The organism is Sorangium sp. So ce1153 (assembly GCF_051521595.1).
Lineage (GTDB): Bacteria > Myxococcota_A > Polyangia > Polyangiales > Polyangiaceae > Sorangium.
In genome coordinates this window covers 5,130,738-5,143,173 of record NZ_CP150361.1, presented here as the reverse complement: position 1 = coordinate 5,143,173, position 12,436 = coordinate 5,130,738, and the positions used below count along the sequence as shown (strand labels likewise).

General features: G+C 73.4%; 9 protein-coding genes. 4 read left to right on the top strand and 5 right to left on the bottom strand.

Going from position 1 to position 12,436, the window contains the following annotated elements:
- The first annotated feature begins 43 nt into the window (after positions 1–43).
- A complete protein-coding gene (locus WME85_RS18325; RefSeq protein ID WP_437839884.1) occupies positions 44–718 on the top strand; it encodes an O-methyltransferase in 675 nt (224 codons plus the stop codon).
- Positions 719–1,076: 358 nt separating this feature from the next.
- Here WME85_RS18325 and WME85_RS18320 read toward each other — a convergent pair whose 3' ends face one another.
- Positions 1,077–2,651: an FAD-dependent oxidoreductase gene (locus WME85_RS18320; protein WP_437839882.1), complete on the bottom strand. Its 1,575-nt coding sequence runs from the start codon at positions 2,649–2,651 to the stop codon at positions 1,077–1,079.
- A gap of 82 nt (positions 2,652–2,733) precedes the next feature.
- Between WME85_RS18320 and WME85_RS18315 the strand changes: the two genes are divergently transcribed.
- Complete coding sequence (locus WME85_RS18315) at positions 2,734–3,387, top strand: TetR/AcrR family transcriptional regulator (protein ID WP_437839881.1); 654 nt, start codon at positions 2,734–2,736, stop codon at positions 3,385–3,387.
- Between the two features lie 34 nt (positions 3,388–3,421).
- Here the strand turns inward: WME85_RS18315 and WME85_RS18310 are convergent, their stop codons facing one another.
- From WME85_RS18310 to WME85_RS18295, 4 genes are all read right to left on the bottom strand, one after another.
- Positions 3,422–4,591 carry a PAS domain-containing protein gene (locus WME85_RS18310; protein ID WP_437839879.1) on the bottom strand — a complete coding sequence of 390 codons (1,170 nt, stop codon included), beginning with the start codon at positions 4,589–4,591 and terminating at the stop codon, positions 3,422–3,424.
- Between the two features lie 211 nt (positions 4,592–4,802).
- Positions 4,803–5,630 (bottom strand): hypothetical protein, encoded by an 828-nt coding sequence (locus WME85_RS18305; protein WP_437839878.1) that lies wholly within the window; start codon positions 5,628–5,630, stop codon positions 4,803–4,805.
- Positions 5,631–6,038: 408 nt separating this feature from the next.
- Positions 6,039–6,449 (bottom strand): VOC family protein, encoded by a 411-nt coding sequence (locus WME85_RS18300; protein WP_437839876.1) that lies wholly within the window; start codon positions 6,447–6,449, stop codon positions 6,039–6,041.
- Between the two features lie 190 nt (positions 6,450–6,639).
- Entirely contained in the window at positions 6,640–7,818 is a 1,179-nt protein-coding gene (locus WME85_RS18295) for a PAS domain-containing protein (protein WP_437839874.1), read from the bottom strand.
- Positions 7,819–8,296: 478 nt separating this feature from the next.
- Between WME85_RS18295 and WME85_RS18290 the strand changes: the two genes are divergently transcribed.
- Entirely contained in the window at positions 8,297–10,111 is a 1,815-nt protein-coding gene (locus WME85_RS18290) for a hypothetical protein (RefSeq protein WP_437839873.1), read from the top strand.
- Entirely contained in the window at positions 10,108–12,354 is a 2,247-nt protein-coding gene (locus WME85_RS18285) for a hypothetical protein (RefSeq protein ID WP_437839871.1), read from the top strand. Before WME85_RS18290 ends, WME85_RS18285 begins: the two co-directional genes overlap by 4 nt.
- Positions 12,355–12,436: the final 82 nt, after the last annotated feature.

Below are 12,436 nucleotides of genomic sequence, written 5' to 3'. Positions count from 1 at the left end.
CGTGGGAGGCGGCCCTCGGCGCCGTCGTGAAGCAGGAGGACTCATGAGTCAGGAGCGATGGTCCGCCGTCGATCGTTACATCACCGATCTGCTCGTGCCTTCCGACGCCGCGCTGGACGCGGCGCTCGGGGACAGCGCCGCGGCCGACCTGCCGCCGATCAACGTCGCGCCGAACCAGGGCAAGCTGCTGCACCTCCTGGCGCGGATCCAGGGGGCGCGCTCCATCCTGGAGATCGGCACGCTCGGCGGGTACAGCACGATATGGCTCGCGCGGGCGCTGCCCGCCGGCGGCCGCCTGGTCACGCTGGAGCTGGATCCGAAGCACGCCGAGGTCGCCCGCGCGAACATCGCGCGCGCCGGCCTGGCGGACGTCGTCGAGCTGCGGCTGGGGCGCGCGCTGGACACGCTGCCCGCGCTCGCCGCCGAGGGCCGCGGGCCGTTCGACTTCATCTTCATCGACGCCGACAAGCCGAGCAATCCCGACTACTTCGCGTGGGCGCTCAAGCTCTCCCGCCGCGGCAGCGTGATCGTGGTCGACAACGTCGTGCGCAAGGGCGCGGTGGCCGACCCCGAGAGCGCCGACCCCAACGTGCAGGGGGTGCAGCGCCTGAACAAGCTGATCGCCGCCGAGCCGCGCGTGAGCGCCACGGCGGTCCAGACCGTGGGCAGCAAGGGGTACGACGGCTTCGCCATCGCGCTCGTCACCGCGGACGCGTAACCGGCTGCCCGCATGCCAGCCGGGGCTCCCCGGCGCTTGCCTTGCCGGAGGCATGCCGGGAGCCCAGCCGGGGCTCCCCGGCGCTTGCCTCGCCGGAGCACAAAAAAAAGAGCGCCCATTCGACGGCGGGGGGGGGAAGCCGTCACGGGCGCTCTGCCATACGACTTAGCAGGACGCGGGCCAGGGACTTTCTCTAGTACCTTCGCGGTGTTACCCGTCAGGATTACCCCGTGGCTTTCGATCCTGAGATCGCTGCTTGCAAACCTGACAGCTGCTCAGGCTCCGGCTGAACCGCCGAGCGCGAGACCGCCGAGCGCGAAACCGCCGAGCGCGAGACCGCCGAGCGCGACCCCCGTCATCACGCTTGCCCCGCGGGCGGCCGCTCCCCCGCGACGAGCGGGCGGAGGGTGTCGTCGAGCTGGCCGGGCGTGCCCGGCGCCGCGAGCCATCCGATGTGGCCGTCCGGGCGGACCAGCACGAGCGCGTCGCCATCGACGTCGTACCCGGCGCGCGCGTGCCCGCCGGCGTCGACGAGGGAGCGCGGGGCGGCCGGCTCCCCCGGCCGCACCACGGCGCGCGCGCGCACCGCCGGGCCGTACCGGGCGTTCACCCGGGCGACCGTGTCCGCGTGGGCCGCGCCGAAGGCCAGCAGCGTGAAGTGCGGGCCCCGGAACACATCGAAAAGGCGGACCGGGGCGCCCTCGCGGTCCTGGCAGGGCGCGTCGGGCGCGCGATCTCCCGGGAGGACGCGCGCCGCCGCCCCGCCGCCACCCCCGCGCTCGCCGCGGGCGAGCGAGCTGCCCCGGTAGGTGATGTCGAGCTGCCGCGTCTCCGCGCCGCGCCGCAGCGCCCCCGGCTTCCCGTCCGCGGCCTGGTGGTGCAGCTTCGCTGTCAGCCCGAGCACCGCCCGTGCGACGGGCAGCCGCTCCTCCTCGTAGGTGTCGAGCAGCGCCTCGGGCGCTCCGGCGAGCACCTGGCCGAGCTTCCAGCCGAGGTTGTAGGCGTCCTGGATGCCTGTGTTGAGGCCCTGCCCGCCCGTCGCGGGGTGCACGTGCGCGGCGTCGCCGGCCAGGAACACCCGGCCGACCCGGTACCGGTCGACCATCCGCACATTCGGCCGGTACAGCGAGAGCCAGCTCGCGTCGCGCAGCCGGACGTCGGAGCGCCCGGTGCGCGCCTCGAACAGCCGCTGGACGGCCTCCACCGTGAGCTCGACCGCCTCCTCGCCGGGGAGCGGCACCATGATCTGGAAGCGGTCCGTGCCGGGCAGCGGGCACAGCGCCACCGGACCGCCGCTCGCCTTGGGCCACACGTGCCACCGATCGCGGTCGAGCCCGTCGGCGCGGACGTCCCCCACCAGCGCCCGGTGCGCCTCCAGCGTCTCCCCCTCGAAGCCGACGCCGAGCGCGCGGCGCACGAAGCTGCGCCCCCCGTCCGCGCCGATCAGGTACGCGGCGCGGAGCCGCTCGGTCCCGCCCGCGCGCGCCAGCGTGGCGGTCACGCCGTCGCGGTCCTGCTCGAAGCCGATCAGCTCGGCGGCGAGCTCGACACGGACGCCGTGCTCGGCGAGCCGGGCGCGCAGGATCTCCTCCGTCCGCCACTGCCCGAGGAGCAGGAGGTTGGGATACGGCACGTCGGGCGTCGGCTCGCGGCGCTCGAACATGACGTGATCGCCCAGCACCGTCGCGCCGTCATGGGCGCGCATGGTTGGATAGGGCGCGCCGGCGGCCATCACCGCGTCGAGCACGCCGAGATCGTCGAGGACCTCCAGGGTGCGCGGCTGCAGCCCCTTGCCCCGGGAGCCGGCGAAATGGGCAGGTGTCCTGTCGATGATCCGGCACGCCACGCCCCGGCGGGCCAGGTCGCACGCGAGGGTCAGGCCGGTGGGCCCCGCGCCCACGATGAGGACTTGCGCGCTCAGCGACTGATTCATGGCTGTCTCCTGTCAGGTGAAGTCACCTGATCTTGGAAGCTGTCGCTTGCCTCGTCAGCTTGCGTTCTGCGAGCATGGTTCCATGCGCAAGCGGGCCGCCATCGCGCCTCGGAAACAGCCGACGCAGGACCGCTCCCGCGCGACGGTCGAGGCGATCCTCCAGGCGACCGCTTACATTCTGGTCCGCGACGGGTACGCGCGGCTGACGACGAACCGCGTGGCCCAGCGGGCCGGCGTGAACGTCGCCTCGCTGTACCAGTTCTTTCCTGGCAAGGAGGCGCTGGTCGCCGAGCTCCACCGCCGGCACGTCGAGCAGGGGCGCGAGGCCGCGCGCGCGGTGCTCGTCGCGCACCGGGGGACCTCGCTCGATCGGCTGCTGCGGACGCTGGTGGAGGCAGGCATCGCCGCCCACGCGGTGGAGCCCGAGCTCCACCGCGTGTTCTCGGAGCAGATGCCGCGGATCAAGGAGCTCCGGTCCGCGGCGAGCGAGGGGTTCCTGCTCGAGGAGGCCAGGCAGCTCCTCTCGGGCTGGGGGTGCGCCCCGCCGGACGTGGAGCTCGCGTGGTGGATGATGCAGACCGTCGCGCACGCGGTCGTGCACCAGGCGATCGTGGAGCGGCCCGGTGACCTGCGCTCCGGGGCGCTGGCCGCGGAGCTCGTGCTGCTGCTCGAGCGCTACCTGCTCGCGAAGAAGGCGTCGCGCGCGGGCTCGGGCGCGGGGCGCGAGATCACGTGATCTCGGCGCGCTGTGGTCGCCGGCGCGCGGCGCCTCACCTCGGCGCCGGCGCCGGCGTCAGGACATTGGATGTGCCGCGCTCGGCGCGGGTCGCATAGGCGATGCCGGACTGGAGCGTCCCGCGCATCACGATGTTGCCCCAGGGGACATCCAGCTTCACCAGGGTCTTGGCCACCTCGGGACGCAGGCCCGTGAGGACGACCTGGGCCCCGAGGAGCCCCACCGCCTTCGCCGCGTTGACGAGGACCGACGCGACATGCGAGTCGATGAGGCTCACTCCGGTGACGTCGAGGATCGCCACGCTCGCCTGGGCCCGGCTGAGGCCATCCAGCAGCGTGGCGAGCACCTGGTCCGCGCGCTGCGCGTCGACGATCCCGATGAGCGGCATCACCACGACCTTGTCGGTGATCGGGATCAGCGGGGTCGACAGATCCATGAGCCGCCTGGACTGCTCCTCGATCACGAGCTCGGCCTCCCGCCGCGCGGTGATGTCGACCTCCATCCCGACCATGCGCAGCGGCTTTCCGCTCGCATCCCGGGCGACGATCCTGCCGCGATCGATGTTCCACCGGTACTTCCCGTCCTTCATCCTGAGCCGGGTCTCGCACTGGTAGATCGGAGACTTTCCCTCGAGATAGGCGTTCACGTCCTCCATGACGCGCGCCACGTCGTCCGGATGGAGCAGCTTCACCCATGCGCCCACGTTCGGCTCCAGCTCGCCCGGAGCGTACCCGAGCGACTCGCACCACCGGTCGCTGTAGTAGACCGCGTCGGTCGCGGTGTTCCAGTCCCAGTAGCCCTCGGGCAGCATCTCGAGCACGTAGCTCAAGCGCTCCTCGGCGTCGCGGCGCGCGGCAGCGAGCTCTTCCCGGTCGGTGACATCGTAGTGGGTGATCAGCGCTCCGACTCCATCGTCGGCCGGGAGCGCGCTCGCGACGAGCTCGAAATGGCGCGAAGGCGCCGCGCTGTCGCAGCCGTACTCCAGCGTGGACGACTGCGCTCTTCCGGCCAGGACGTCGCGCACCCCTCGCGCGAGCACCTCGACGAGCTCCACGCTGCGCACCTCGGCGCAGCGCGCCAGGTAGTCGCACGCGATGGCGAAACGATGACCCGCGAGCGCCTGCTCCACGTCGAGCCGCGACCACGCCGTGTTCACGGCGCGGACGTGCCCCTGATGGTCCAGCATGGCTGCGGGCTCCCTCATCGAGCTCAGGAGTGCTTCCGGTGAGACGGCGGACATGGGCTCCCCTTGCATCGTGACGCGCCCGGCAGGGCGCCTCGTCCATGGTTTGTATACCAACGATGCAGAGCCCTGGCGCAAGGATCTGCTGTCCTGTGCCTCACCGAGAGGTTGAATTGCCACGGCCGCGCGAGCTCGGCAGTTACTGTGCTTGCGAGCTCTGCAAGACGGGAGGTCACCCCGGGGCTGCCGCGCCGCCGCCGGGGGCCGAGGCCCTCGCGGCCCAGCAGGCGAGCAGGTGGGCGAGCAGGTCGGCGGTCGGATCCGGCGACGGCGAGCCGTTGCCTGAGAACGGGACCTGCCGCCGCGGGCCGGTCAGGCGCTCGTCGTGGACGGCGCCCGGAGCGCGCTGGCGGAGCAGCGCGACCGTGGCCGTGAAGTTCTGGAGGCTGGAGGGGGCCATCGTCCCGCCGAGCCAGCCGTAGCTCGCGCCGCGCTCGCGCAGGAGCCAGGGGCGCTCGCCGCTCTTGCGGAAGAGGTAGAGGACCTCCGAGCGCTCGTCGTTGACGCGGGTCTCCTCGCGGGTGACGGTCTTCGACATCACGAGCCCGCCGGTCATCATCGTGCTCCCCGGCGCGAATTTGCGCTCCTTGACGTCGACCTTCGACGTGACGCGCTGCCGCTGGGTGGCGCGGATCAGCGCGAGGACGTCGTCGAACGGCAGCCGCTCCGCCGCGGCCGCCGGCGGCGCGGCCACGCCTGACGCGGCCGGGTCCTCGGCCACGATGCAGCCCGGCTCGAGGCGGCCGCGCCGGAGCAGGACCATGTCGCCGCTCGACACGACCGCGGCGGCGTCGACGGCGAGGGCGCCGTGGCCGCGGGCGCGCAGCGAGCGGAGCAGCGCGCGCGCCGGCGCCGGATCGGCGGTGGTAAGCACGACGGCCGGCAGGCCGGCGACCAGGTGCAGCCGCTGCTCGTACGCGGTCGACCCGAGGTCCACGGCCAGCGCCGCCGCCTCGGCCTCGACCGAGGTGGCCAGCTCGAGGATCGCGACGACGAACATCGTCCGAGGCTATCACGCCGCGGGAAGGCGGTCCTGCGGGGCCGCGGCGCTCGCTGCGGGGCCAGCCATCCGGTCACCTGAGGAGTCTCCTCATTTTGCAGCCATTTTCAGCGGGGAAATTGAACAGGGAGGCGGGGAGACGGGGAGTATCTGGAGATTTCCCTCCCCGTCTCCTCGCCTCCCCGTGAATTTTCCGAAGAATTTGAAGGGATGCCTCAGGCCGGTCAGCTCATGGCATCCGCAGAGCGCCGCGGAGCGTGGAACCGGGGAGGCACTGCCCTCGAGTCCCGTTCGACCCGTTCATGCAGTGTTCATGGTTCTGACACTGGCAACTTCCGTGACAATAGCTTGATGAGTGCAGCGAGCGCAGCGGACCGAGATTGACGTCATTGCAGTCCAGGCGCGCGCTCAGCCGGGCGTGGCGATCTCATCGTAGCCGCGCCCGCTGAATTGAAGAAGACAGACGCCATGGCCGAATGGATCGGCCAGGCGGAGCATGCGCCCCCACGCGGCGACCTCTATATCGGCCTCAGGGACCGCGCCCGCCTCTTGCGCGCGGCGCGCGGCGGCCTCGAGATCGTCGACGACGAAATCGAGGTGGACCGGCGTCCAGTGGCGCCGGTAGTCGCGCGGGGGCGCACCGGCGGCAGGTCCGCTGCCGGCCGACTTCACGAGGAGGTAAATCGGGGCCGCCGCGCCGAGGAGCTCGACGAACGAATCACCAAAACGCCGCCCGACGCGCAGGCCGAATGCGCGGGTGTAGAACGCGATGGCCGGGTCGAGCTCCGGCACGTCGATGTTGACGAGCAGGTCGGACATGCACTCAGGGTAGCTGCAGAGCACGTCGCATCACAACGCGGACGCGACGTGAACGCGGCGCGGAGGCGCGAGCCGAGAATCGGACGGGACGCCCACCCATGCACGACGAATGCCCCTCTCGCATCCAGGCCGAGCGCGAGCCCTGCTCACCGCGGTGTTCAGGAGAGTCGTACTGGCCAGCCCCTCGCCGTCACGCCTTCGCGGCGCGGTTCTTCGCGCGGATGCAGTCGAGCAGCGCGTCCCGCAGGCCGTTGCGCGTGGGCACGCGCGAGAGATCCACGCCGAGCGCGACGATCGTCCGCGCCACCTCCGGCCGGATGCCCGCCAGCACCCCTTGCGCGCCGAGCATGCGCACGGCGTCGAGCATCTTCATCAGGTGGCTCGCGACCGCGCTGTCGATGATGTCCACCGCCGTCAGGTCGACGATCACATGGCTGGAGCCGCTCCTCACCACCGCGTCGAGCAGCGCCTCCATCATCTGGCCGGCCCGCTCCCGGTCGATCGAGCCCACGATCGGCATGGTGAGCACCCCCTCCCACACCTCGATGATCGGCGTGGAGAGGTGGCGGATCGCCTGGGCCTGCGCCTCGATGATGCGCAGCTTCTCGGCCAGCATGCGCTCGGCGTTCACGCGCTCGGTGACGTCGGTCACGTACCCCTCGAGCGCGAGCAGCGCGCCGTCCTCGGCGTGGACGCCGCACCCCTGCTCGTAAACCCACCGCTCCTCGCCGCTGGCGGTCCTGATCCGGTAACGCAGCGTGAACGGCTGGCGCACCGCGAGCGCGGCCTGCACCTCGTCCCATACCCGCCCCTGATCCTCGGGGTGGATCAGGTGCCCGAACATCACCCGGTGCTGGACGTACTCCTCCGACGCGTAGCCGGTGAGCTGCTCGCACCCGGCGGTGATGAAGTCCAGGGGCCAGTCCGGCTCGTTCCGGCACCGGTACACCATCCCGATCAGGTTGCCGAACACCGACGAGAGGAAGCGCTCCCGCTCGCGCGACGCGCGCTCGGCCTCGCGGAGCTCGTGCACGTCGTGCAGGACCACGTGGACGATCCCCTCGCCCGCGGGCGCCGCCGCGCTCCAGTCCATCCAGCGCGCACCTGCGCCCGCCGGCTGGAGGCGCGCGCGCCACGTGCGCGCCTGCTCGCCCTGCCCGAGCTCGACGAGGCACGCCTCGACCTGCCGACGATCGTCGAGGTGCACCAGCTCGGCGATGTGGACGTCCTGTACAACGGCGCGGCCGACGTTCGCCGCGCGCGCCAGCGCGGGGTTGGCCGAGGCGATCGAGCCGTCGGGACGCAGGAGCGCCTGCGGCGCGGGATGGAGCGTGAAGCAACGTTCGGCAAACCCTTGGAAGTACACCATTCGAATCTTATCCCATCACGCGCCGGCTGAGAGCCCCCCGTCGACGGCGCCCGCGCGCGTCGCGCTGGCCTCCGGGGCTGTCTGCCCACAGCCGCGCCCGCGTCACCGAACAGCTGTCCAGGTCTCCTCCGGGGGACAGGAGGCTTTCCCCGTGGCGATCGCGGCGCGCGTGATCGGCCAGCGGGCCAGATCCAACAGCGATGGTCCAGCGCCTCAAACCCGCGTCGTCGGCGCGCCGTCCGTCCCGCGCCGCAAGCCATGTTGTCCGCGGACGCGCGTCGTCACGACACACCCATCTTGTCCGCGGACGCGCGCCGTCTCAACACGTCAATCGACGACGCTCTCCGCGTCTCGCCGCCTCTCTCCACCTCGCGCGAGGCCGCCGCGGCCGACAGGGGCCGCGCGGGCCCGCGGCCACGCCCCCGCCTCGTCCCATGCGGCTTTACGCCCTGGCGCGGATAGGGCACGTCGCTGTCGCATGGAGGAACCTCGCACCCCGACCGCCGCGCCGCCGCCCGCCCCCGAGGCCGATCCGCCTGAGCCGCCGGCGTCGATCGAGGCGCTCGTGCCGAGGCGCAGGCTCTGGCCGGTCTTCGCGGTCATCGGGCTCGCGATCGCGGCGGCGGGCCTCGCCGCGTTCCGCTCGCTCACGGCGACCGATCCGCTGCGCGTCCTCGTGGCGATCGATCTCGACGGGTACTGGTGGGAAGGGTCGCAGCCGGCGGCGAGGCTCGCCGACGAGCTCGGCGCGCAGCTCGCGGAGCTCGGGTTCGATCCGGTGAAGGGCGGCGACCCGAAGGTGGTGAAGGCGCTGGAGAGCGCCGGCGACCCGAAGGAGGCCGGAAGGGCCCTCGGCGCCGCCTTCGTCATCGAGGCGCACCTCTCGCCCGAGGTCGTGGAGCACCCGGTGAAGGAGGGGTATTTCGAGCTCCGGGCGGACGCGCCGGTGACGCTGACGTCGCTCGACAAGGGCACGTCGACCGAGGGGCGCATCAGCGGCTACTCCGGCGCCACGAAGAAGGATCGGGCCATGGCGCTGCTCGCCGACTTCATGGCCTCCCAGGCGCTCGACGCCGTGATCGCGCAGCTCATGGACCACCCGTCGGTGCGCGCGATCACGGAGGGGACGGACATCAAGCTGCTGGAGCGGCTCGCGCCGGCGCGGAGGTTCGCGAAGGAGCGCGCCGCGGAGGCCGCCCGGGCCGCCGAGGCGTACGCCGCGCGCGCGAAGGAGGCCGAGGCCGAGGAGCAGGGGCGCGTGACGTTCCTGTCCCCGCCGTCGGCCGAGGACCTGCTCGTGGGCACCGCCGAGGGCGGCTATTTCATGAAGACCGCCGACGTCTCGGTGTTCTTCTCGGCGCGATCGAGGGGCCTCGTCCGCAGCGTGGCGCTGGAGACGGTCGCGTGGCGGCCGCTCGACCAGCAGGCCCCGCCGACCACGGATCCCGGCGCCCCGAGGCCGATGTGGCGGGGCTATCACGTGTACTCGTATCCATCGTCGCAGCGCGACGGCGACCGCGTCGCGCTCGTGGAGGACTTCTACGGCTGGGCGAAGACGATCACGATCGTCGACAGATCCGGGCAGAGCCGGCGCGTGCGCATCGACCCCGAGCACCGCTTCGTCGATCCGCGGCTCGCCCCGGGCGGCAGGTTCGTGGCGGTCTACGATCGGCCGGAGGCGGACGCGGAGGCCGATCTGATGGTGCTCGACACGGAGACCGGCAAGGAGGTGTTCGGCCTCCACACCGAGAACGAGTCGCTCGGCGGGTTCACGTGGCTCGACGAGAAGCGGCTCGTGTTCGTCTACGTGCCCGACACGTCGACCGACGAGGCGCAGCACCTGGCGGTCGTCGACGTGACCAGGCAGCCGATGACGATCGAGCGCCCGTTCCGCGCGAGCCCCGGTGAGGACCTGCGCAGCCCGGCCGCGTCGAGGGACGGCACGAAGATCGTGTGCGTCGTGAGCGGGGAGGAGCCGGGGATCGCGGTCGTCGACACGGCGACGTGGCGCCGAAAGGTGTACGGCGCGCCCGGCGGCGCGGCGTGGCCCACGTTCTCGCCCGACGGCGCGCGCGTCGCGTTCGAGGCGCCGGGCGCGGGCGGCACGGACATCGCGGTGCTGGCGCTCGCCACGGGCGAGGTGAAGAAGATCACCCAGGGCTCCGCCGAGGATCGGGTGCCGCGGTTCTCCGCCGACGGCAAGCGCGTGCTCTTCGAGGTGCGGTACCGCGACCCGGTGTTCCCGCGCCAGCGGTGGATCTCGCGGATCGCGAGCGCGGCGGTCGAGCCGTGAGCGCGCCCGGCGGCCCTGCACGCCCCGGCGCGGCCGCGCCCTCGCGCGACGAGAGCGCCGCGGCCGCGCCCTCGCGCGACGAGAGCGCCGCGGCCGCGCCCTCGCGCGACGAGAGCGCCGCGACCGCGATGTTCTACCGCATGTCGGCGGAGCGCCTGCGCGCGCGCTGCCTCTGGAGCGGCCTCGCGCTCGCGCTGTCGGTGCTCGTGCCGTACGAGGTCGCCCACGGGCACGGCATCTTCGTGTGGAGCGTGCTCCCCGAGCTCGCGCCCGCCGCGCGGCTCGCCGCGCTCGCGCCGGCGGCCGCCGGCCTGTGGCTGCTCTTCCTCGGCGCGCGCACGAAGCAGCGCGCCGGCCTGCTCATCGAGCGCCCGACGTCGCGCGCCATCGCCGTGCTCGCCGCGCTCGTGGCCGTGAACGTCGCCGTGTGGATCGGCCGCCGGAGCTCCGCGTGGGACATGCTGCCGCTGCCGGACAGCCTGATCACGCGGCCGGCGCCGCTCCTCGCCGTCTTCGCGCTCACCGCGGCGGGCGTGGTGCTGCGCTTCCACGCGCGGGCGCGCCGGGGCGGCAGCGCCCTGCTCGTCGCGTCGGTCGCCGCGGCGCTCGTGTTCTATCTCTGGCCGTCCCGCGGCGAGATCCCCGCGCAGACGGTCGCGCGCGCGGCCGTGCTCGTGGCGACGCTGCCCGACGTCCGCTTGCAGCTCGGGTACGGCATGGTCCTGCTCTTCGTGCTCGGGCCGCTCGCGATCGCGCTCCTGGGCCTCGCCCACGTGCGCCGCGTGCCCGCGCGCGAGCACCCCGGCCTCGCGATCGCCGCGGTGTGGGCCATGCCCGGCCTGATGCTGCTCTCCGTGTACCGCGCGTTCCTCTCGGGCGGCCTGGGCGTCGAGGCGGGCATGGTCGCCTTCTTCGCGCTCCTGCTCGTCGCGGTCGTGGCGGTGCTCGCCTCCGCGCTCGAGGTGCTCGTGCTCGGCGTGACGGTGCCCGACGCCGAGCTGGAGCCAGACCACGGCCCCGGCGGCGCGCGCGGCGCCCGGCCGATCGCGGCGGCGGGCGCCGCCGCGGCCGTGGTGGCCGCGCTGCTCGGCGCGCTGCTCGTGCTCGGCCGCCCCGCGCCGAAGGGCGTCGACTGGCGGCTCGGCGCGCCCACGGCCGAGTGGAACCGGGTGTTCGGCGAGCTCGTGCCTGGCTGGGAGCGAGCGCGCCTCGCCCGCGACGCGCACGCGCGCAACGCGCGGGGCACGGGCGCGGAGGCGCAGGTGCTCACGAAGGCGCGCGGCCGCGAGATGCTCGCGGCCGCGCGGGCGCAGCCCGACGGCAAGGACTTCGCCGCGGCGCTCGCGGCGCTGGCCGGCCAGGTGGACGACCTCGAGCTCTCCGGCCGCGCCTTCGGCCGGCTGGTCGCCGAGGCGAACGACGCCGCCCGGCGCGCCGGGCTGCCGTATTACCTCGACGCTTCCGTCATCCTCGGCGTCTCGGCCGAGGGCACGATGCGCCGGTTCTACACGACCCCTTACCGCGTGAAGGAGGTCCACGTCTTCCGGGTCGGCGAGGACCGCTTCGCGACGCTCCTCGTCGAGCCGATGACCGAGGGGGGCCGCGTCCATCTCGGCTTCTCGCGCGATCAGGACCCGTTCGCGCTCGTCCTCGGCTCCGAGGTCCGGTCGTATGCCGAGCGCGCCGGCCAGGAGGGCGGCGCGTGCCACGCGGCGGCCGGGGGCGCGCCTGGCGCGAGCGCCGGCGCCCTGGCGCGGTGCGACGCCGCGCTCGCCGCGCTGCGCGGCCGCCTCGGCGCCGCGCTGGAGCAGGCCGTGCTCGCCGGCACCGAGCGGCACGAGCTCCAGCACCAGATCGACGGCCCTCACCTGCCCCTCTCGCCCGCGGTGGCGGAGCTGCTCGCCGGCTTCTCCGACGAGGCGCAGGACCGCGCCAACCGCGAGCTCTCCGCGTACATCGCCGAGATGACGGCCCGGGACCCGCCGCCCCAGCTCACGCTCGTGCACCTCTTCCCCTTCGGGGTCGTGGCGCGCGGCGGCGCCGAGCACCGGGTCGCCACGATCCTCCTGGAGACGCTCGCCGGGAAGAAGCTGCGCTTCGGGGCGCGCGAGGTCGACCTGGAGACGTACGCGCGGGCGTTCGAGGCGCAGGTGAGCCGCGGCGACGACGAGCTGCGCGAGGCCGCGCGGCGGGCGTACCGCGAGCACTTCGGGGTGGACCTGGTGGAGCCGGTGCGGGAGTGACGCGCTCCGGGCGCCGCGCTCACGGGGCGGGCGCGAGGCCGGGGCGGAGCAGCGCGCCGGCCCTGACGGGCTCTGCCGGGCT